Here is a 21,675-nt window from a genome sequence, read left to right on the forward strand (position 1 = left end):
AAATTCCGAAACCCCTATCTGCGTATGCAGGTAGGGGTTTTGTTCTTGTCCGCGAGAAAGTCCGGCGCCAACCTGACATATCTTTCATGTTCCAGGGCCGCCATTGGGTGGATTAACCCTGAAGTGGACCCAGGGTTTTGTTAAGGTGCAGCTCGTTTTTCAAGGGACTGATGACACGCCCAGGGACCGGCGGTTAATCCAGTCAAAGAGTTGCCGTAGAAATGCCTGAACCCATCCCCATCAAGGACCACGAGAAAGAAACCCGCCTGGTCAACAAACGGCTAATGGCCTGCGCGCTGCTCGTGGCGGCCATCACTTGCGCCCTGGTGGTGCGCTTGTACATCCTGCAGGTCGTCGAATTTGACTACCACTCGACCATCTCCGAAAACAATCGGGTGCACGTGCTGCCCATCACCCCAACGCGTGGCCTGATCTACGACCGCAATGGGGTGCTGCTGGCCGATAACCGGCCCAGCTACAACCTCACCCTCACCCGTGAGCGCGCTACCGATGTGAAAGGCGAACTGGATACCCTCATCAGTTTGCTGCACCTGCCTGGCGAAGACCGTGCATTGTTCGACAAGGCGCTGAAACAGATGCGCCATCCTTTTGTCCCCGTCACCCTGTTCTACGAGTTGAGCGAAGAGCAAATCGCCATCCTCGCCGTCAATCAGTTCCGCTTGCCGGGCATCGATGTCGAACCGCAGTTTGTGCGCAACTATCCGCTGGGCGCGCACTTTGCCCACTCCATCGGTTATGTCGGGCGGATCAACGAGAAAGAATCCAAGACCTTGGACTCAGTGGAGTACCGCGGCACCCAGTCGGTCGGCAAGACCGGCATCGAGAAGTTCTACGAGTCCGAGCTGCACGGTCACGTTGGTTACGAAGAGGTCGAGACCAACGCCCAGGGGCGCGTGCTGCGGGTGCCCAAGCACACCGACCCGATTCCCGGGAAGAACATCGTCCTCAGCCTCGACGTCAAACTGCAAGAGGCTGCGGAAGCCGCACTGGGTGACCGGCGCGGTTCGGTGGTCGCTCTCGACCCGGCCACCGGCGAGGTGCTGGCCATGGTCAGCAAGCCGAGTTTCGACCCCAACCTGTTTGTCACCGGCATTAGTTTCAAGCAATACGCCGCGCTGCACGACTCCATCGACCGCCCGTTATTCAACCGCGTGCTGCGCGGCCTGTATGCGCCGGGCTCGACCATCAAGCCAGAGGTGGCGATTGCTGGCCTGGATGCCGGGGTGGTGACGCCACAGACTCGGGTCTTCGATCCGGGCTACTACCAATTGCCCGACTTCGACCACAAATACCGCAACTGGAACCACAGTGGTGACGGCTGGGTCGACATGGACGCGGCGATCATGCGTTCCAACGACACCTACTTCTACGACCTGGCGCATAAGCTGGGCATCGACCGCCTGCACGACTACATGGCCATGTTCGGCCTCGGCGAAAAAGTCTCGCTGGACATGTTCGAAGAGTCAGCCGGTCTGATGCCATCGCCCGCCTGGAAACGTGCTACGCGCCGCCAGGCCTGGTTCCCGGGGGAGACGGTGATCCTCGGCATCGGCCAGGGCTACATGCAGGTCACCCCCCTGCAGCTCGCCCAGGCCACGGCGCTGATCGCCAACAAGGGCGTGTGGAACCGTCCGCACCTGGCCAGGAGCGTCGATGGCATCGCGCCAGTGGACGAACATCCAATGCCCAACATCCTGTTGAAAGACCCGCGCGACTGGGAGCAGGTCAACCACGGCATGCAGATGGTCATGCACGATGCACGCGGCATTGCCCGGGCGGCAGCGGCGGGTGCCCAGTACCGCATCGCCGGCAAGAGCGGCACCGCCCAGGTGGTAGCGATCAAGCAGGGCGAACGTTACAACCGGGCGAAGACCCTGGAGCGCAACCGCGACAACGCCTTGTTCGTCGGTTTTGCCCCGGCCGAACACCCCAAGATCGTAATCTCGGTGATGATCGAAAACGGCGAGGCCGGCGGTCGTGTCGCAGGTCCCGTGGTGCGCCAGATCATGGACGCCTGGCTGCTGGACAACGACGGCCACCTGAAACCGCAATACGCCAGCCCGAGCAAGGCTCATGGCGACCCTCAGGTATGAAGTTGGCCTGCGTGGCACTTGCCAGTTGCTTGACGTTAACGTAAACATAGAAGGCGACGCCGATTGTCCATGGCGCAGGTTTTGCTTGAGGAAAGTGTTGTCCGAGTCATCGGGCAAACTTCCCTTTACTGCCATCTGAACCGGGTGTAGACATTTGCCCATGACTTGCGTGCTTCGTCGCGAGTATGCACATGGCCCGGCGAGGTACTGGGCGGACCGATCCGGAGCGCTTGATGAGCCTTATAAAAACAACAACCGCAAAGCTGCCACACGAAGCCCGGCTCGCCCGGGAGAAACTGCACCTTGAAGGCGAAGTCCCCGATGGCGTGTTACGCGCCGAAATCGATGCTTCATGGCGACGCAGCCTCAGCCACGGTGTGCACTTCAATGGCAAGCATGAACTGGCGCTGGAATCGAGCGCGAGCCTGGACCTGCTGTTGGCCAGCAATCGGCTGCTGATCGACGCGGCCCTGCCAGCCATCGATTACCTGGCCGAACGCCAGGGCAAGGAAGGGCTGATTATCCTCGCCAACTCCGATGCCACCATCCTTGCGGTCGAAGGCCGCGCCGATCGCCTCAAGGGCAGCGGTCTGCAGGACATCACCCTCGGTGCCTGCTGGAGCGAAGCCGTTCGTGGCACCAACGCGCTGGGTACCGCCCTGGTGGAAGCGCGACCGACGCTGATCGATTGCGGCGAACACTACCTCGATCGCCTGAGCGATTTCTCCTGCACCTCCGTGCCCATTCGTTGTCCCCACGGCGACATCCTCGGCGTACTCGACCTGACCCGCGAAGGTCCGCTGGGCCGCGCCCACGACAGCAGCGCGCTGCTGGCCATGGCTGTCAGCCAGATCGAAAGCCGGGTGTTCAACGCCAGTTATCCGGACGAAATCGTCCTGGCTTTCCACAGTCGCCGGCAATACCTCGAATCCCCCTGGCAAGGCTTGCTGGCCGTGAGCCTGGGCGGGCAGATCCTCGCAGTCAGCGGCCAGGCCTGCCAGTTGCTGCACGCCGAGCGTTCGGCGCTGGTCGGACGACGCTGCGAAGAGTTTCTTGGGGTCGACGGCTTGCAACTGCTGGCGCGTCTGCAGCAGGGCGGTGTCGGCAGCCTGCAAACGGCCAAGGGCGAGTTCTTCTACAAAACCCTGCGCGCCCCCCAGCGTTCGATCAACCTCAGCACGCCCGCGCGCAGCAGCGCAAAACCGCTCAAGGCGCCAGTGGAGCTCGAAGCCCTGGCCGGCAACAATCCGCGTTATGCCCGCGCTTTGCGCATGGCCCGCCAGGGCCTGGCCAATCAATTGCCAGTGTTGCTGCTGGGAGAGACCGGCACCGGCAAGGAAGTCATCGCCCGCGCCCTGCACCTGGCCGGCGCCCGTTGTGACAAACCTTTCGTCGCGGTGAATTGCGCGGCGATCCCCGAAGGCCTGATCGAGTCGGAACTGTTCGGCTACCGCGAAGGCGCATTCACCGGTTCGCGGCGTGGCGGCATGGTCGGGCGCCTGCAGCAGGCCCATGGCGGCACCCTGTTTCTCGATGAAATCGGCGACATGCCCCTGGCCTTGCAGGCACGTCTGTTGCGCGTGCTGCAGGATCGCAAGGTGGCGCCGTTGGGTGCCGGTGAAGAACAGGACATCGACGTCGCGCTGATCTGCGCCACCCACCGCGACCTCAAGCGCCTGGTGGAAGACAAACATTTTCGCGAGGACCTGTTTTACCGGGTCAACGGCATCAGCGTGATGCTCCCGGCCTTGCGTGAGCGCGAGGACTTCAGCGCTTTGGTCGCCCGCCTGCTGGTCAAGCTGGAGGCTCCGGCGGTCGTTCTGCATGACGACTTGAACCGCTTGCTCGGTGGCTACCATTGGCCTGGCAACATCCGCCAACTGGAAATGGTCCTGCGCACCGCGTTGGCCATGCGCGAGCCGGGGGACAGCGTACTGACCCTGGATCACCTGCCCGACAGCATGCTCGACGAATTGAACGCCAGCGAACGCCCGCAGGCGGGCAGCATCCGCGAGAACGAACTGGAACTGATTCGTCAGTCCCTGGACAGCCACCAGGGTAATGTCTCGGCCGCCGCCGACGCCTTGGGCATCAGTCGCGCGACCCTGTACCGCAAGCTTAAACAGTTGCGCAGCTGATGCGGCGCTGGATTGTCAGGCTGGTCGACAGCCCCAACCCCCAGGCACTGGACGCCGCGCTGGCCTGGCTCTACAGCTTCGTGCGACCGCACCGGTTGGCGATCGGCGGGTTGTTGGGGTTGTCGATGTGCGCCTCGCTGCTGGTCCTGGTGCAGCCCTGGCTCACCAAGCTGCTGATCGACGACGGCTTGCTGGCCCGGGACTTTTCCATGCTGGTGCTGATCGCCGCGCTGATGATTGGCGCGGGATTGCTTGGCACGGCACTGTCGGGGATCAACCGTTACCTGCACACCCGACTCTCGGGGCGGATTCTATTTTCCCTGCGTGACGACCTGTACCGGCACCTGCAAACCCTGTCGCCGGGATTCTACGGGCAACGGCGGATCGGCGACCTGATGTCGCGCCTGGATGGCGACGTGGCCGAGATCCAGCGCTTTGCCGTGGACTCGCTGTTCTCGGCGGTATCCAGCGTGATCGGCCTGGTCTGCGCGGTGGCCATGCTGCTGACCCTGTCGTGGAAACTGTCGTTGCTCGCGTTGATCCTGATTCCCCTCGACGTGCTCTGGTTGCGTTGGATGCGGCGCAAGGTCGAACGGGATGTGCGGCAGTTGCGCGAGCGCTCGGCGGACATGTCCTCGTTCATGGTCGAGACCCTGCCGGTGATGAAATTCATCCAGTCCGCCGGCCAGCAACAGCGCGAAGCGCGACGCCTGGAATCCCTGGGCCATGGTTACATGAGCCAGTTGCTGCGCCTGCAAATCACCGAGTTCTTCACCCAGGCGGTGCCGGGCACCCTGACCTCCATGTCACGCGCCTGTGCCTTCCTGATCGGTGGCTACTGGGTGGTGCAGGGCACTTGGCAGTTGGGGGCATTGATCGCCTTTTCCACCTACCTGGGCATGGCCGTCGGGCCAGTCCAGAGCTTGTTGGGCTTGTACGTGGCGATCCAGCGCATGACCGTCAGCCTCGGCCGGGTGATGGAGCTGCGGGGCGAAACGCCGAGCGTGCTGAGCCCGCTCACGCCACAACCGATGCCGACCTGCGGTGAACTGCGTTTCGACAACGTGCACTTCAGCCACCCCGGCCGCCCGAGCACCTTGCGCGGTATCCAGGCACGCATTCCCTACGGCTTGAAGGTTGCCTTGAGCGGTGGCTCCGGCGTCGGCAAGTCGACCCTGATCGACCTGCTGCAGCGTCATCACGATCCGCAGTCCGGTCGGGTACTGCTGGGGGAGGTCGATCTGCGGGAGCTGGACCTGTTCCAATTGCGCCGGCGGATTGCCGTGGTCAGCCAGGACATCGTGTTGTTTCGCGGCAGCCTGGCCGACAACCTGGCCTACGCGGTGCCGGACGCCAGCCGCCAGGCGATTGCTGAAGTGGCGCGGCTGGCGCAACTCCAGAGCCTGATCGAGTCGTTGCCCGAAGGCCTCGACAGCCCATTGGGCGAGCGCGGCCAGCAGCTCTCGGGTGGGCAGAAACAGCGGATCGCGATTGCCCGCGCCTTGTTGCAGGACCCCTTGATCCTGGTGCTGGACGAAGCCACCTCGGCGGTGGATGAAACCACCGAGCGCGAGGTTATCGAAGCCATCGACCGACTGTTTGCCGGGCGCACGCGGATCCTGATCAGCCACCGTCCCTCGACCCTGGCCGATGCCGATTTACGCTTTGAATTGCTCGACGGCCTACTCATTGCAAAAACGGTGCTGCATGAAGCCTGAACTGCTGGTCGGTTTGGTCGACAGCGGCCACTCGGCGGCGCAGCAGCCGCTGGTGGTTGCGCGAAGACGTTTCTCCCTGCTGGACGATGGGCTGGCCGAAGGCGCGCTGTGTGACGATCCGCTGGGCCATGGCAGCGCGGTGCTCGAGGCCATCGGCCGGCGCGCGCCCGCAGCGCGGTTTTGTGTGGCCCAGGTGTTTGACCAGCGCGGGGTCACCAGCGCCTTGCAGATCGCCACCGCGATCGACTGGCTGGTGGCGCAGGACGTTCGCCTGATCAATCTGAGCCTCGGCCTGCGTCAGGATCGCAGCCTGTTGCGCCAAGCCTGCGCCGCGGCGCAGGCCCGCGGCGTGTTGCTTTGCGCCTCCAGCCCGGCGCAAGGCGAGGGGGTGTTTCCAGCCAATTATCCACAGGTGCTGCGGGGCACTGGCGATGCCCGTTGTGCCGAGTCGCAATGGTCGTGGCTCAACAGTGCCCAGGCGGATTTCGCCGCGTGCGTGCAGGGCACCCACCCAGGACAGTCGGGTGCCAGCCTCGGTTGTGCGGCGTTGAGTGGGCACATCGCAGCATTCTTGCTGGCCCAGCCCCAGGCCAGCAATGAGCAGGTCATCCAGTGGCTACAGGACAACGCCCACTATCGTGGCCCTGAACGGCGTATTGGCCCATGAACACGTTGCTGATCCTCGGTGCCGGGCCGGCCGGTGCGGCTACTGCGCTGGGCCTGCGCCGGCTGGGTTACCCAGTGACGCTGGTCAGCGAATGGCGACGCTTTGCGGCACTCGAAGGGGTTTCCCTGCGGGTGCTGGAAGCCTTGCGTGGCGCCGGGCTGGAACAGGCGCTGGCGCAGGGGGCACTGGCGTCCCAGCGACAGGTGTCGTGGAACGGTCAGCAGCATGCGCAGAATATCGAGTACCTGCTGGACCGCCCGAGCTTTGACCGCGGCTTGCGTGAGGACCTGCGCCGAGCGGGCGTCGAGGTCATCGAAGGCCGGGTGCTGAACGTTCAGTCGAGCGCATCGGGACACAAGGTCGAGGTCCAAGGGCGTGAGCCGCTACTGGCGGATTTCCTCATCGAGGCTCGGGGGCGTCAGTCCCCGGCGCTCGGCAAAGGCCTGCGCGGACCGGAAACTGTCAGCCTGCTCAATCGCTGGCAGGGCACGCCGGGCAGTACCGCCAGTGCGGTGGAAAGCCTGGAGCAGGGCTGGGCATGGATGGCCCGGCGCGCTGACGGTCAGTGTTATTGGCAATGGACGGTGGACGTGGCCAGCGCCACATTGCCGGCCAAGGCACTGTTGCTCGACTACTGTCGCCAGCGGCGCGAGGCTTCGGCACTGGCCAGGGCATTCTTTGCCGATGCAGCGCAACTCGACGTGCAGCTGCATGCCCGCAGCAGCACCGCCATATTGTCCTCGCAGGTGTGTGGCGACAACTGGATCCGGGTCGGTGATGCGGCGATGGCCGTGGACCCGCTGTCGGGCAACGGTATTTTCCAGTCCCTGTCATCGGCCCTGCAGGCCCCGGTGGTGATCAATACCCTGCTGCGCAAACCCGAGCGGGCGGCGCTGGCCCAGGGATTTCACCGGATGCGGGTGGAACAATTGTTCCTCAGGTTTGCACGGATCGGCCGGGACTTTTATGCCGACGAACAGCGCTGGCCGCAACAGCCGTTCTGGCAGGCTCGCCGGCAGTGGCCAGACAGCCAAGTGGCACACGCCGAAGCAGACTTTGCCGCGCTGCGGATTGAGCGGGCACCGGTGCTCAAGGACGGCTTTGTCGATGAGGCCGAGGTGGTGATCACCGCAGACCAGCCATTGGGGATCTGGCATGTGCACGGAGTGGAGCTGGCGCCGTTGCTGCGGCGGTTGCGTAGTCAGCCCGCCGCAGAGGCGCTGGCAGGGCTGACGGCAGAACAGGGAACATTGATCAGGCGCTGGTTGTTGACGCAAGGCTACCAGCCCTGAAATGGGTGCTGACTGGGCGGGTCTATTCGCCAGCAAGCAAGCTCCCACAAGGGGGATCGATCACACATCCCCGGTGGGAGCTTGCTCGCGATAGCGCTACAGCTTGATCAACACCGACTTCAATTCGGTGTAATGCTCGATCGCCGCATACCCCATTTCCCGACCCACACCGGACATCTTGTAGCCACCAAAGGGCAGCGCCGGGTCGAGGGCGCTATGGCAGTTGACCCAGACTGAGCCGGACTTGATCCGCGGAATCATCCGGTGCACCGCCGCCAGGTCGTTGGACCAGATGCTCGCCCCCAGCCCATAAGGACTGTCATTGGCCATGCGCAAAACCTCGGCTTCGTCATCGAACGGAATCGCCACCAGCACTGGCCCGAAAATTTCCTCCTGGACCAGCGAGTGCTGTTGGTCGACGTCGACAATCACCGTTGGCTTGACGAAAAACCCAGGTCCGAACTGTTCCCCGCCACAGGCAATGGTCGCGCCGCTTTCCCGGCCCATGTCGATGTAGTTGCTGACGCGTTGCTGTTGCCGCGCGGAGATCAACGGGCCCATCTCAACACTCGGGTCCAGGCCATTGCCCAGCTTCATCGCATTGGCAATGCCGGCGATGTCAGCCACTACATTGTCGAAATGCTTACGCTGCACATAAAGCCTGGAACCGGCGCAGCAGACCTGGCCCTGGTTGAAGAAAATCGCGCTGGCAGCACCCGCTGCGGCACTCGCCAGGTCGGCGTCGGCCATGACAATGGTCGGTGATTTGCCACCCAGTTCCAGGGTCACGCGGGTCATGGAGTCCATGGCGATCTTGCCGATCTGTATGCCCACCGCGGTGGATCCGGTGAAGGTCAGCTTGTCCACCAGCGGGTTGTGGGTCAGGGCGGAGCCTGCGGTGATGCCGGTGCCGGTGACCACGTTGAACACCCCGCTGGGGTAGCCGGCTTCGAGTACCAGTTCTGCCAGCTTGAGTGCGCTCAGCGGGGTTTCGTCCGCGGGCTTCAACACCACGGTGCAGCCGGTGGCCAGGGCTGGACCGAGTTTCCAGCAGGCCAGCAGCAGCGGGAAGTTCCAGGCGACAATGGCGCCAACCACGCCCACCGCTTCCCGCCGGATGAAACTGTGGAACTGCTCATCGGGCATCAAAGGCAGCGAGACTTCGACGCTGGAGCCTTCGATCTTGGTGGCCCAGCCGGCCATGTAGCGCAGGAAGTCGATGGACAATTGCACGTCCATGACCTGGGCCACCGCGGCACTCTTGCCGTTGTTCAGGCATTCAAGTTGCGCCAGCACCTGCGCGTCGCGCTCCATCAGGTCGGCGAGCTTCCACAGCAGGTTCTGCCGCTCGCGCGGGCGGGTGCGGGTCCAGGCCGAATCATCAAACGCCTGGCGGGCAGCGAGCACCGCCCGATCGACGTCGTCCGGAGTGGCCTTGGGCACGACGCACAGGACCTCGCCGGTGGCTGGGTTGTGCAAGGGCATGGTCTGGCCGTCGGCGGCCTCGACCCATTCGGCGCCGATCAGCATGCGCGGGGCGCGCTGGATGAACGCCGAAACGGCGGGAAGCGGAGTGGGGAGCGACATGATGGAGCCTCGTCTTATTCGTGTGCCGAGGCTGATCGCAACCCTTGTGCCAGTTTGCTCGGGGCCCGTATTCAGAGGCTCTTGCGGCGAAAGGTTTAGGTTTTCGCGAGTACTGATGTCGCAGATTGCGACAATTTTTGAGACGCACCGCTGAGACGGGCTGCCGAGTGGCGATGAGCTATCCGTTAGCCCGATGGCGATACCCGCCACACCACCCGTTATCGGCAACACCCCAATCCCCGTAGCAGCTGTCGAGCCCGCGAGGCTACGTTCGAGGACGTAGTCCTCGCCGCCCTTTGCTCCTCATCGCCCCGCCATGCGATCAATCACCGCCCACAACTGCGGGTCGTTGAAGTCTTCGATCACCAGGTGCGCCCCTGCGGCCAGCAGCGTTTCGCGGCGCTGACTGGTCACCAGGCCCACGGTAAAGATCCCGGCCTTTACCGCTGCCGTCAGGCCGGGGATCGAGTCCTCGAATGCCAGGCTCACCTCGGCGCTGGCCTGCAAGCGCTCCAGGCCGGTCAGGTAGGGCAGGGGGTCGGGCTTGGCGCGGGGCAGTTCTTCGGCAACCACTACATGCTCGAAGCGCTCGCGCAGAGCCAATGCCTGCAACATGTGCTCGGCATTCGCTCGTGGTGCATTGGTCACTACCGCCACGCCGATGGCCTGCTCCTGGGCAAAATCCAGTAAGCGTACCAGCCCGGCAATCGGCGTCAGGTGCGCTGACAACTGGCGAAAGCGCTGCTCCTTGCGATCAGCAAAGGCTTCGTGCTCGGCCACCGAGCGTTCGGGGAACAGGTAGCGGCACATGGCGGCATTGGCCTGGCCGCTGACATGAGCTTCGAACTCGGCTTTGGTAAACACCCGGCCGTCCTCCTCCAGCAACAACTGTTGCATCGCCTGCAAGTGCAGCGCGTCGGTGTCGGTGAGGGTGCCGTCGAGGTCGAAGAGCAAAGCATTGAGCATGGCGCAGTTCCCGTAGCTGAAGCGGTTAAGCGGATAGCTGGTCATCCTATACGAGGAACACTCACCTATGCTCGTCTCAGCCTGCAACAGTTGTCGCGAAATTAAACGCCGGGCACCTCAGTGGTTGCCGGAATTACCCGGGTGTTTACCAGCAAAGCATTGATTCAACGAACTATTCATAAGCTGGCACGCTCCGTGTATTGGTCCTTGGTAGACGTTTCTCTTGCCTTCGTCAGCGGCATGTTCGCTGGCGGTAGAAACCATAAAAACGACCGTTCAAAAAAATAAGAAAGCACCGTGCGAGGTTCGACGTTGATGAAGAGAAAACTCCGATCAGGCATGAGCGCCAGTCTCCTGGCGCTTGCCGCGTGTGCCGCCCTGCATGCTCCGCAAAGCATGGCCGCGCGTGACGCCCAGACCATCCTCAAGGAGACCTGCCAGGGCTGTCATACCCCTGAAGCCGAGAACGCCTTGAGCCGTATCAGCCACCAACGCAAGACTCCGGAGGGCTGGCTGATGAGCATCGCGCGCATGCAGGTCATGCACGGCCTGCAGATCAGCGATGACGACCGCCGGACCCTGGTCAAATACCTGGCCGATACCCAGGGCCTGGCGCCGAGCGAGACCGATGGCGTGCGTTATGCCCTGGAACGGCGGCTCAACACCGTCGAGCAATTCGACGAGCAGACCAGCCAGATGTGCGGCCGCTGCCACTCCGGTGCGCGGGTTGCCCTGCAGCGTCGCCCGGCCGAGGAGTGGGAGCGCCTGGTGAACTTCCACCTCGGTCAATGGCCGTCGCTGGAATACCAGGCGCTGTCTCGCGACCGCGACTGGTTCGACCTGGCCCGCAAGGAGATGGTGCCGCTGTTGGCCAAGCGCTATCCACTGGATAACCCGGCCTGGAAAACCTGGCAGCAAACTGCGCCCAAGGCCCAGGCGCTGGTGGGCGACTGGAGCTTCAGCGGGCACCTGCCGGGCAAGGGGGAGCTGGCCGGGATCATGCGCGTCAGCGCCGACGGCGACGATACCTTCAAGGTCAGCGTCAAGGGTCAATACGCCGACGGCACAGCCTTCAACGGCGACGGCAGCGCGATCCTCTACAGCGGCTACGAATGGCGCGGCAACGTGACGGTCGATGGCGTAGTGATGCGCCAGGTGTTCGCCGCCAAAGACAGCGAACTGCAAGGCCGGATGTTCGAGGCCGAGCACGATGAACGTGGGCTCGACTTCCTCGCCGCCAAACAGGGCAGCAGCCGTTTGCTGGCAGTGCAGCCGGGCTACCTGAAGGCCGGCAGCGAAGCCGAAGTGACCCTGATCGGCAGCGGCCTGCAAGGCCAGCCGGACTTCGGTAAAGGCGTCGAGGTGCTCCAAGTCATCAGCCAGAGCCCCGAGCAGATCAAGGTCCGCCTCAAGGCCGCCGCCGACGCCCAGCCGGGCGTGCGTGCCGTGACCTTGGGCAGCTTGAAAGGCCCGAGCCTGTCGGTCTACCAGCAGATTGCCGAGGTCAAGGTGGTGCCTGAATTCTCGGTGGCCCGGATCGGTGATGGCGGGGGTTCGACGCCCAAGGTCCAGGGGCGTTTCGACGCCGAAGCCTGGGGCAAGGGCGCGGACGGCAAGCTCTATCGCATTGGCATAGTCCCGGCGCAGTGGAAAGTCGAAGCCTTCGACGACCGCGCCAGGGAAGACGAAGACGTCAAGTTTGCCGGCACCATGCAGGCGGACAGTGGCGTATTCACCCCGGGCGATGCCGGGCCGAATCCGGCACGCAAGATGTCCACCAACAATGCCGGCAACCTCAAGGTGATTGCCGCCGTCGACGACGCAGGAAAATCCCTGACCGGCGAAGGCCACATGATTGTCACCGTGCAACGCTGGAACAACCCACCCATTCCGTGAGGCCGCTGAACCCGCAGTTTTCAGAGACTTTTTTGGAATGAACGCAGGCCCCGCCAAAGGGGTTTGCACAGGAGGTTTGCCATGGGCGCTATCTTGAATCTGGTCGAACGCAACCTGCACGAAGTGCAGGTGGATGCCGACCGCATGCTGTTTCACATTCCCAGCAGTTCGCTGTTCGCCAGCGATGCCCTGACCGGCAGCATCATCGATGCCCTGCGCGGTCACGGCTGTTCCAGCGCCGAGTTGATCCAGCGCCTGGCCAGCCAGTTCGGTGGCGAGGAAATCCACGAAACCCTGCGCGAGCTGATGGCCTTGGAACTGGTCAGCGACGGCTCGCCGCTGACCCCGGACATCGCCGCCAAACGGGTCGAGCGCACCGCCATCAACACCGTGGTGCTCAACGTCAACACCGGCTGCAACCTGAGCTGCACCTACTGCTACAAGGAAGACCTCGACAAGCCCTCGGCCGGCAAGAAGATGGAGGTCGAGACCGCCATCGCCTCGGTGGAAATGCTCCTGCGCGAATCCCCCGATGAAGAGCGGTTTACCGTGGTGTTCTTCGGCGGCGAACCACTGAGCAACCGCAAGCTGATCGAGTACATGGTCGACTATTGTGAAAAGCGCTTTGCCGAGGCGGGCAAGTTCGTCGAATTCGTCATGACCACCAACGCCACGCTGCTCACCGAGGACACGGTGGACTACCTCAACGCCCACCGCTTTGGCTTGTCGGTGAGCATCGACGGGCCGAAGACCGTGCACGACCGCAACCGCATCACCGTGGGCGGGCAGGGCACCTATGACGTGGTTCGGCGCAAGGCCGAGATGTTGTTGTCGCGCTACAACAGTCGCCCGGTCGGAGCCCGCGTGACCCTGACCACCGGCGTCACCGACGTTGAAACTATCTGGGATCACCTGTTCAACGAACTGGGTTTTGCCGAAGTCGGCTTTGCCCCGGTGACCTCCGGCGATATCAGCACCTTCAACCTGTCCAGCGACGAATTGATCGAAGTCTTCGCCAGTATGAAACGGCTCGGTCGGCGCTACCTGGAGGCCGCGCTGGAACACCGCAACATCGGTTTCTCCAACCTGCACCAGTTGATCACCGACATCCACGAGGGCCACAAGAAAGCCCTGCCGTGTGGCGCCGGGCTGAAGATGCTGGCGGTCGACCACAAGGGCGAACTCAACCTGTGCCACCGCTTCACCGGTTCGTCATTGCCGACGTTTGGCAACGTCCACAGCGGGGTCAAGCAGGTGGAGTTGAACGACTTCCTGTCCCAGCGCCTGGACCGCAGCAACACCGGCTGCGAGGACTGCCAGATCCGCAACCTGTGCTCCGGCGGCTGCTACCACGAAAGCTACGCCCGTTACGGCGACCCGACGCACCCGACCTATCACTACTGCGAACTGATGCGTGACTGGGTCGACTTCGGCATCGAGGTCTACACCCGGATCATGGCTCACAACCCTGCGTTCATCAGCAGTTACATCACTCCGCGCAAGGCTCACTGATATGAAACATCTCAAGCCCATCAATAACAAAGCGTTGAAGCTGGATCAGGCCGCGGATGAAAACCGCATCGAAGAAGTGGTGGCCATGAGTTCGGTCGCCGGGTGCGCCTCGACCACCGACCCGGGTTGGGAAATCGATGCCTTTGGCGGCGTGTCGTCGTTGTGCCAACCGATGGAGGCCGACCTCTATGGCTGCTCGGACCCGTGCTGGTGGCCGGCCCAAGTGCCCGACATGATGAGCACCTACCCGGACTGGAACAAGGATGCCCAGGCCTCCAACGACAACTGGCGCAACCTCGGCACTGTCTTCCCCAAAGACAAGTAATCGGACAAGAAGAAGGATTCCAGCATGCTTCGTACCAAAGCCTGCGGCCTGGCCGCTTTCGCCTTCCTGGGCAGTGTTTCGCTCAGTGTTCTGGCCGATGAAAACCTGGCGCTCAACGCCGGTCACGAATACATGGTGACCACCAATTACCCCAACAACCTGCACGTCATCGACCTGCAGACCGACACCCTGTACAAGTCCTGCAAGCTGCCCGATGCCTTTGGACCGGGGACCATCCAGCTGTCGCCGGATCGCAAGACCGCCTACGTGCTCAACAACCACTATGCGGATGTCTATGGCATCGAGCTGGACAGCTGCAAGCAGGTATTCCACGCCAGCATCACCCAGCAACCGGGGGAGAAGGCCCGCTCGATGTTTGCCTTTACCGTCAGCCACGACGGCAAGGAGCTCTACACCATCGCCAACCCGACGCGGATGCTCAACGACCGCTACGAAGTGCAGGCGCCCCGCCTGGATGTCTACGCCACCGACGCCGGTGCCAGCGCCAAGCCGGTGCGCAGTTTTCCGGCGCCCCGCCAGCTGACCATCATGCAGAGTGGCGGCGACGGCACCCTGTACGTGGCCGGTGCGGATGTCTACAAGGTCAATGTGCAGACCGGCAAGTTCGACGTGCTGATCCCCAGCCGACACTGGAAACGCCCCAACTACAGCGCGCCGGACGTGCTCTACGTATGGAACCAGCAGACCTATCGCCATGACTTCTCGCTGCTCTACACCGCAGCGAAATTCAAGGACAAGAAACAGGACCCGGCCACCGCCGAGTACCTCTACGGCCTGTTCAGCGTCGACCTGAAGACCGGCAAGACCGAGACCACCGACTTCGGCCCGCTGACCGAAATCTACTTCAGTGGCATGCGCTCGCCCAAGGACCCCAACCTGATGTTCGGCGTGCTCAATCGCCTGGCCAAGTACGACATCAAGCAGAAGAAGCTGATTCAGGCGGCGACCCTGGACCACTCCTACTACTGCATTTCCTTCAACAAGGCCGGCAGCAAGATCTACCTGGCCGGGACCTTCAACGACGTGGCGATCTTCGACCCGGAGACCATGCAGCAGATCGGCAACATCAAGCTGCCGGGCGGCGACATGGCGATCACCACGGCGCAGGTCTTTACCCGGTAAACGGGCTCATGCTCTTGACGTGAAACATCAGTGGCCCTTTAAACCCCGGCATGCGGTTTTTAAAGGGCCGCTGGTGGCCTGGGCCCATCCAGCGGTCAAGAACGCACCGGGCAACTGAGGTCGCCTTCCTGGCAGTCGAGGTAGCCCTTGAGTGTCTCGGCGCGTTTTTGCGTCAGGTCCGCCAGGCATTGGTTGTGGATCAGCGGGTAAACGCTACCGCCTTCGACCCCGGACGCGGCAAAGGTGCACTCGGCATCACGGAACGCCAACCACGCGCGTTGCGCCGTCAGCAGGCTTTTTTTACCTTGCGGGTTGTCCTTCAGATGGCCATTGATCTGTTGGTACAGCGTGTTGAGCCGGGCGTCGGCCTGTTTGTATTGCCTGGCCGCGCACTCATTCAGCGTGCTCTGGTTGCTGGCGTTGGCGCAGTCATCGGCCTGCACGCCAGTGGCCGCCAATAGCGGCAGGAGGCTTAGAAGAAAAACTGTACGCATGGGAAAACTCGCTGGCGCTGAAAGTTGGGTGAGTGTAGATCAGAGGCCAAATCTTCAGCGTCCGGTGTCCGCCGGTGGCTGCCATTGTGCGCACTCGACCACGCCTTGATGGGCCAGCCACGGCACATCGTGGGAGGTCCAGATATGGGCCTGGGGTTTCTGGCCCGGGTCGTCATCAAGGGTCGCGACCCGCACGATCACATGGGGCTGTGCCGGGCGCTCGGCCATCAGGTGACTGCCGCAGCGCGAGCAGAAATGCCGCAGCTTGCCGGGCGAGGACTCGAAGCAGGACAGCAGCTCAAGACCCCGGGTCCAGCGAAAATGCTCACGCATGACCCCCGCCGTCGAGGCGAATGGCGCCGCATGGGCCTTGCGGCAGGTATGGCAATGACAATGGCTGATCGGCATGTCGAGGCTGTCGACTGCATAGGCGATGGCCTGGCACAGGCAACTGCCGTGGAGTGTGGGCATGGGGTATTCCTTTACGGGACTGACGAGCGGTAGAAAGCTGACGTTACCACTGTTGGCCGGGGCCTGTCGGGGCTCGGAACGATGGACGTTACTGCGAGTCGGATCTGTTGAATGCAACGGCAAGATTGCTCGTTCGGTCGTCCGCGCCTAGTGTTCATCACAGGAGGTGCTCAATGCACACATCAGATCGCATCGAAAGAAAGATCCTGCTCAAGGCCCCGCGCTCGACCGTCTGGCGCGTGATCGCCAATGCCGAAGCCTTTGGCCAGTGGTTTGGCGTGGCCCTGGAGGGCAAGCGTTTCGTCGCCGGCGCGCGGACCCAGGGGCAGATTACCTACCCAGGCTATGAGCACATGGTGTGGGATGTCGAAGTCATGCGGGTCGAGCCGGAGCGGGTGTTCGCCTTCCGCTGGCACCCCTATGCCGTGGACCCAGGCACCGACTATTCTGGCGAGCCGACGACCCTGGTGCAGTTCGAACTCGAGGACATGGACGCTGGCACCTTGTTGCACGTGGTCGAGTCGGGGTTTGATAAGATCCCGGCAGAGCGTCGTCTCAAGGCCTTTCGCATGAACAGTCGCGGCTGGGACGAGCAAATGAACAATATCGAGACCTACCTCGCCACCCCTTGAACCCCCGCTGAGCCTTGAATTACCCCGCATGTTTGAACCCTACCTAAGCCAATGGCAGTTGCTCCCCGCAGGGGAGCCCATCATCACCCTGGGCAGCCGCCTGCTCCCGGTGCGTTACCAGGGGACGCCGGCGATGTTGAAAATCGCCCTCGATGACGAAGAAAAGTTCGGCAACCTGTTGATGAGCTGGTGGGCGGGAGAGGGTGCTGCCCGGGTCTACGCCCATGACGGTGCGGCGCTATTGCTGGAGCGGGCCGAAGGCCGGCGTTCGCTGCTGCACATGGCTATGCACGGGGCGGACGACCAGGCCAGCCGGATCATTTGTGACGCCGTGGCGCGCCTGCATGCACCCCGTTCGGCACCGCTGCCGCCATTGGTCGACATGCGGCAATGGTTTCGCTCCTTGGCCCCGGCGGCGCGCCGCCATGGCGGGCGGTTGCGCCAGTGCCTGGCCTGCGCAGAGTACCTGCTGGCCACGCCCCAGGAAGTCGTCGTGCTGCACGGCGATGTGCACCACAGCAACATCCTCGATTTCGGCCCGCGGGGCTGGCTGGCGATAGACCCGAAGCGGGTGACCGGCGAGCGCACCTACGACTACGCCAACCTGATCTGCAATCCGGACCTGCCGAGCGCCACCGACCCGCTACGTTTTACCCGGCAAGTGGCGTTGGTCGCGGCGCAGGCAGGGCTGGAACGGCGGCGGTTACTGCAGTGGGTCCTGGCGTTTGCCGGCCTGTCCGCCGCCTGGTTCCTGGAAGATCACGACGTGCTCGCGGCCGACAAGCAACTGCAGGTGGCAGATCTCGCATTGTTGGCCTTGGAAGTTGGACAACCCGAGGGTGGTTGACCTTCGTTCTTATGGCGAATGTCTTACACGTGTTACTGGCTATGTCGTCTATTACGCATTGGATCCGAAGCGTAATCTTCACCCATCGACTGAGCACAGGATGTACTCAGGGTCATGGATGATCGGCCATATGCAAGGAACGCAGCGACAGGATGTCGTCATGGTCTTGAAACCCGCTTCGGCGGGTTTTTTTATGGGTGCGATAAAGTGCCGGTCCACCCTTCACTCGCTCAATCTGGCTGCCGCCCGTTGGGTGATCAGCGTGCGCTGGGCGAGCGAGTCGGCGGCCAGTTGCCTGGCCCGCTGCAGTACGGCCTCGGGCGCGGTCTGCGGTTCGCCCGAGGCAAAGGGCGGGGCGGGTGCGTACTCGAGCTGCAACTGCACCAGTTGCGCGACGTCATCGCCATACAATTCAGCCGCCAGGGTCAGGGCAAAGTCGATCCCGGCGGTGATCCCGCCACCGGTCAACAGGTTTCCGTCGCGCACCACCCGCTCCTGCACCGCAATCGCCCCCTGCAGGCCAAGCAACGAGTGATAGGCCCAGTGGGTAGTCGCACGTTTGCCCTTGAGCAGGCCGGCGGCACCCAGCACCAGGGCACCGGTGCACACTGAGGTCAGGTAGCGCACCTTGGTTGCCTGGGCCTGGATGAACGCCAGCGTCTGCGCATCTTCCATCAACGGCCCGACACCGCTGCCACCAGGGATGCACAACACATCCAGGTCCGGGCAGTCGGCGAAACGGCAGGTCGGCTGCAGCACCAGGCCGGTGCTGGCCGTCACCGGCGCGAGGTCTTTCCAGATCAGGTGCACCTGCACGTCCGGCAGCGACGCCAGCACATCGTAGGGCCCGGTCAGGTCCAGTTGCTGCACTTGGGGGAACAACAGAAAACCGATCTGCAACGGCATGGCGCTCTCTCCTGGGTTGGTAAATTCGTCCCCCGGCAGGGGTGGACGACTTGACTCTAGGCTTCTAGTCTTTGGCGTACACGCCAATCAGCCCTCGAATTACGCCAATGTTCACCACTCCACCGAAACCCATTCATGTGCTGGCCTTCGCCAAGGTGCAACTGCTGGACGTCACCGGGCCGCTGCAGGTCTTTGCCTCGGCCAATGATGTTGCGGCCCAGCGCGGGATGCCGACACCCTATGCGCCCCAGGTGATCAGCCCGGGTGGCGGGGCGGTGCTGTCTTCGGCCGGTCTGGCCTTGCTCGCCGAACCCTTGCCGGATACAGCCTCCGACACCCTGATCATCGCCGGTGGCTGGGGGGTGTATGCGGCGGCCCAGGACCTCGCGCTGGTGGAGTGGGTGCGCCAGCAGGCGAGGATTTCGCGGCGGGTGGCTTCGGTCTGCACCGGGGCTTTTCTGCTGGCGGCCAGCGGCTGGCTAGATGGGCGGCGAGTGGCGACCCACTGGACCCGTTGCGAACAACTGGCCCGGCAACACCCGCGCCTGCAGGTCGAGCCCGACCCAATCTTCATCAACGATGGCCCGGTCTGGACTTCGGCCGGGGTGACTGCCGGTATCGATCTGTCATTGGCGCTGGTGGAGGCCGACCTGGGGCGCGCGATGGCCCTGGAAGTCGCCCGGCAACTGGTGGTGTTCCTCAAGCGCCCAGGGGGCCAGGCACAGTTCAGCGTGACCCTGGACCTACAACAGCAGGGCAATCGCTTCGACGACCTGCACGCCTGGATCGCCGACAACCTCAGCCTCGACCTCGGCATCCCGGCACTGGCGCTGCAAGCGGGCATGAGTGAACGTAGCTTTATCCGCCACTACCGCGCCGACACTGGGCAGACCCCAGCACGTGCCATTGAGAGGATCCGGGTGGAAACTGCGCGCCGGCTGTTGAGTGATTCTGCGCTGCCGATCAAACGCATCGCGGTGCAGTGTGGGTTTGGCAGTGAGGAGACGTTGCGGCGTGGTTTTCTGCGGGTTATGGGGGTTGTGCCGCAGGTGTATCGGGAGCGGTTTTCGCGGGTGTTTTGATCTTGGGGTGCGCGCCCTAAACCCTCACGGCTGCCAGTACCCGTCATCCCCACTCAATTTGCGGTCAAGAAAACACGCTGCGCTGATCAGCGCCAGGTGGGTCAGGGCCTGAGGGGTATTACCCAGGTGGCGGGCGTGGCTGTCGAACTCTTCGGCGTATAGCCCCAGTGGGTTGGCGTAGCGCAGCAGTTGTTCGAACTCCAGGTGGGCCTTGTCCAACTGGCCGGCACGGGCCAGGCATTCGACGTACCAGAACGAGCACGCGGCAAACGCGCCTTCGGTGCCGCTGAGGCCGTCGATCTGGCTGTCGTCGTTGTGGTAGCGATAGACCATGCCGTCGCGCACCAGGGATTTCTGGATCGCTTGCAGGGTCGACAGCCAGCGCGGGTCCTTGGCGCTGACAAAACGCACCAGCGGCATCAACAGCATCGAGCCATCCAGGGCCGTGCCGCCGAGGTGCTGCACGAAGTGCCCGCGCTCGGCGTTCCAGAAGTTGTCCCAGATGTCGGCGTAGATTGCCTGGCGGGTCTGGTCCCAGCGGGCAAACGGCGCCGGCAGCGAGCGTTTCGAGGCCAGGCGGATTGCCCGGTCCAGTGCGACCCAGCACATCAGTCGCGAATGCAGGAAGTGGTGCTGCTCGCCGCGCATTTCCCAGATGCCGACATCCTCGCTCTGCCAGGTGTCGCAGACCTGATCGACCACTTCCACCGTGTGTTTCCAGCCCTCATGGGAGATCGCCTCGCCGTACTTGTTGACCAGGTACACCGCGTCCATCAGTTCGCCGAAGATATCCAGTTGCACCTGATCGTAGGCCTGGTTGCCGATGCGCACCGGCCGCGCGTTGCCGTGGCCGCTCAGGTGGCTGAGTTCGCTCTCCGGGAGTTCCTGGCGACCATCGATGCCATACAGAATATTCAGCCGGGTCGGCTGGCCCTGACAGTCACTGACCCGCCCGCGCAACCAACGCATGTAGGCGTTGGCTTCCTCGACAAAACCCAGGCGCATGAAGGCGTAGACGGTGAACGAGGCGTCGCGGATCCAGGTGTAGCGGTAGTCCCAGTTGCGGATGCCGCCCGGGGTCTCCGGCAGGCCGAAGGTGGCGGCGGCGAGGATTGCGCCGTGCTTGCGTGAGGTCAGTAACTTCAATGCCAGCGCCGAGCGGTTGACCATCTCCCGCCAGCGTCCGCGGTAGGTGGATTTGCCGATCCAGTCGCGCCAGAACTTTACGGTCCGCTGCAGGCACAGGTCAGTGTTGTCGGCCTGCCAGCGCGGGTCGTCGAGGGCGCCGAGGACGAACTCGGCGCTCTGCTCCTGCTGCAACTCGAAGCGGGCGCTGGCGGCCTTGTCTACTAGCTGCAGGGGCTGGCTGGCGCGCAGGCGCAGACTTGGCTGTTGCGGGGCTTCGAAGCAGATGTCCGGCCCGTCCTCCCGTGCCGTGGTGGCGGCGCGCGCGTAGTCGTGGCGCACCGCGCAATGCAGGTCGAAGGTGGCGCTGCCGCTGACCATGCGCACCCGGCGAATCAGCAACGGCAGGTCATCTTCACTGTCGCCGATGACCAGCAGGTCGGTGATTTCCACCACCGCCCGGGCGCTCAGCCAGCGGGTTTGCAGCACGTTGGTGTCAGGCAGGTAGATCTGTTCGCGGCGCGCGTCCGGCAGGTCGGGGGCCAGCTGAAAAATCCCCGCCTTGGGGGTGTCCAGCAACGAACAGAAGATCGACGGGCTGTCGAACTCCGGCCAGCAGAAGAAATCCACGCTGCCCTTGTCGTTGACCAGCGCGGCACTGCGCAGGTCGCCAATGATGCCGTGGGCGTCGATCGCGCTTTGGCGTTCGTCACGATGATCAGCCATGTCCAGTCAGCCTCGCACAAAGAGCGTATTCAGC

The 21,675-nt window shown here is 63.3% G+C and carries 18 protein-coding genes; 12 read left to right on the plus strand and 6 right to left on the minus strand.

The annotated features are described in order from the left end of the window. Positions 1–221: 221 nt before the first annotated feature. From mrdA to ACM6IP_RS16320, 5 genes are all read left to right on the plus strand, one after another. Entirely contained in the window at positions 222–2,114 is a 1,893-nt protein-coding gene (gene mrdA / locus ACM6IP_RS16300; protein WP_414861872.1) for a penicillin-binding protein 2, read from the plus strand. A 233-nt stretch (positions 2,115–2,347) separates the two neighbouring features. Next, positions 2,348–4,252: a sigma-54-dependent Fis family transcriptional regulator gene (locus tag ACM6IP_RS16305; protein WP_414861873.1), complete on the plus strand. Its 1,905-nt coding sequence runs from the start codon at positions 2,348–2,350 to the stop codon at positions 4,250–4,252. After that, positions 4,252–5,970, plus strand: a complete 1,719-nt coding sequence (locus ACM6IP_RS16310; protein ID WP_414861874.1) for an ABC transporter ATP-binding protein — start codon at positions 4,252–4,254, stop codon at positions 5,968–5,970. The genes ACM6IP_RS16305 and ACM6IP_RS16310 overlap by 1 nt, the downstream gene beginning before the upstream one ends. After that, positions 5,960–6,637: a S8/S53 family peptidase gene (locus ACM6IP_RS16315; RefSeq protein ID WP_095165626.1), complete on the plus strand. Its 678-nt coding sequence runs from the start codon at positions 5,960–5,962 to the stop codon at positions 6,635–6,637. Before ACM6IP_RS16310 ends, ACM6IP_RS16315 begins: the two co-directional genes overlap by 11 nt. After that, positions 6,634–7,929: a tryptophan 7-halogenase gene (locus ACM6IP_RS16320; RefSeq protein WP_414861875.1), complete on the plus strand. Its 1,296-nt coding sequence runs from the start codon at positions 6,634–6,636 to the stop codon at positions 7,927–7,929. Before ACM6IP_RS16315 ends, ACM6IP_RS16320 begins: the two co-directional genes overlap by 4 nt. A gap of 96 nt (positions 7,930–8,025) precedes the next feature. On the opposite strand, the gene ACM6IP_RS16325 is transcribed toward ACM6IP_RS16320, so the two are convergent. Together ACM6IP_RS16325 and ACM6IP_RS16330 are read right to left on the minus strand one after the other, a co-directional pair. Next, on the minus strand, positions 8,026–9,516 hold the full coding sequence (locus ACM6IP_RS16325) for an aldehyde dehydrogenase family protein (RefSeq protein ID WP_095165624.1): 1,491 nt from the start codon (positions 9,514–9,516) through the stop codon (positions 8,026–8,028). A 303-nt stretch (positions 9,517–9,819) separates the two neighbouring features. Beyond that, positions 9,820–10,482 carry an HAD family hydrolase gene (locus ACM6IP_RS16330; RefSeq protein ID WP_414861876.1) on the minus strand — a complete coding sequence of 221 codons (663 nt, stop codon included), beginning with the start codon at positions 10,480–10,482 and terminating at the stop codon, positions 9,820–9,822. Positions 10,483–10,797: 315 nt separating this feature from the next. Here ACM6IP_RS16330 and peaA point away from each other — a divergent pair, with 315 nt between their 5' ends. The 4 genes from peaA to peaD all read left to right on the plus strand — a co-directional run bounded on the left by peaA (position 10,798) and on the right by peaD (position 15,358). Next, complete coding sequence (gene peaA / locus ACM6IP_RS16335) at positions 10,798–12,378, plus strand: quinohemoprotein amine dehydrogenase subunit alpha (RefSeq protein ID WP_414861877.1); 1,581 nt, start codon at positions 10,798–10,800, stop codon at positions 12,376–12,378. Positions 12,379–12,459: 81 nt separating this feature from the next. Next, the gene (peaB, locus tag ACM6IP_RS16340) at positions 12,460–13,890 is read left to right on the plus strand and encodes a quinohemoprotein amine dehydrogenase maturation protein (RefSeq protein ID WP_095165622.1); all 1,431 of its coding nucleotides are present in this window, start codon (positions 12,460–12,462) and stop codon (positions 13,888–13,890) included. A gap of 1 nt (position 13,891) precedes the next feature. Next, positions 13,892–14,215 (plus strand): quinohemoprotein amine dehydrogenase subunit gamma, encoded by a 324-nt coding sequence (gene qhpC, locus ACM6IP_RS16345; RefSeq protein ID WP_095165620.1) that lies wholly within the window; start codon positions 13,892–13,894, stop codon positions 14,213–14,215. Between the two features lie 24 nt (positions 14,216–14,239). Continuing rightward, positions 14,240–15,358, plus strand: coding sequence for a quinohemoprotein amine dehydrogenase subunit beta (peaD, locus tag ACM6IP_RS16350; protein WP_414861878.1), 1,119 nt, complete (start codon positions 14,240–14,242; stop codon positions 15,356–15,358). Positions 15,359–15,453: 95 nt separating this feature from the next. Here the strand turns inward: peaD and ACM6IP_RS16355 are convergent, their stop codons facing one another. Both ACM6IP_RS16355 and ACM6IP_RS16360 read right to left on the minus strand, forming a co-directional pair. Continuing rightward, entirely contained in the window at positions 15,454–15,852 is a 399-nt protein-coding gene (locus ACM6IP_RS16355; RefSeq protein ID WP_095165617.1) for a lysozyme inhibitor LprI family protein, read from the minus strand. 54 nt (positions 15,853–15,906) lie between these two features. Continuing rightward, on the minus strand, positions 15,907–16,323 hold the full coding sequence (locus ACM6IP_RS16360; protein WP_095165616.1) for a GFA family protein: 417 nt from the start codon (positions 16,321–16,323) through the stop codon (positions 15,907–15,909). Positions 16,324–16,496: 173 nt separating this feature from the next. Between ACM6IP_RS16360 and ACM6IP_RS16365 the strand changes: the two genes are divergently transcribed. Together ACM6IP_RS16365 and ACM6IP_RS16370 are read left to right on the plus strand one after the other, a co-directional pair. Continuing rightward, positions 16,497–16,955, plus strand: coding sequence for an SRPBCC family protein (locus tag ACM6IP_RS16365; RefSeq protein ID WP_159997188.1), 459 nt, complete (start codon positions 16,497–16,499; stop codon positions 16,953–16,955). Positions 16,956–16,983: 28 nt separating this feature from the next. After that, positions 16,984–17,802 carry an aminoglycoside phosphotransferase family protein gene (locus tag ACM6IP_RS16370; RefSeq protein ID WP_414861879.1) on the plus strand — a complete coding sequence of 273 codons (819 nt, stop codon included), beginning with the start codon at positions 16,984–16,986 and terminating at the stop codon, positions 17,800–17,802. 222 nt (positions 17,803–18,024) lie between these two features. On the opposite strand, the gene inhA is transcribed toward ACM6IP_RS16370, so the two are convergent. Then, positions 18,025–18,708 (minus strand): isonitrile hydratase, encoded by a 684-nt coding sequence (gene inhA / locus ACM6IP_RS16375; protein ID WP_159997184.1) that lies wholly within the window; start codon positions 18,706–18,708, stop codon positions 18,025–18,027. Positions 18,709–18,815: 107 nt separating this feature from the next. Between inhA and ACM6IP_RS16380 the strand changes: the two genes are divergently transcribed. Beyond that, entirely contained in the window at positions 18,816–19,790 is a 975-nt protein-coding gene (locus ACM6IP_RS16380) for a GlxA family transcriptional regulator (protein ID WP_414861880.1), read from the plus strand. A 24-nt stretch (positions 19,791–19,814) separates the two neighbouring features. Here ACM6IP_RS16380 and ACM6IP_RS16385 read toward each other — a convergent pair whose 3' ends face one another. Continuing rightward, positions 19,815–21,641, minus strand: a complete 1,827-nt coding sequence (locus ACM6IP_RS16385) for a glycoside hydrolase family 15 protein (protein WP_414861881.1) — start codon at positions 21,639–21,641, stop codon at positions 19,815–19,817. Positions 21,642–21,675: the final 34 nt, after the last annotated feature.

This window comes from Pseudomonas sp. IT-P176, from assembly GCF_949767245.1.
Lineage (GTDB): Bacteria > Pseudomonadota > Gammaproteobacteria > Pseudomonadales > Pseudomonadaceae > Aquipseudomonas.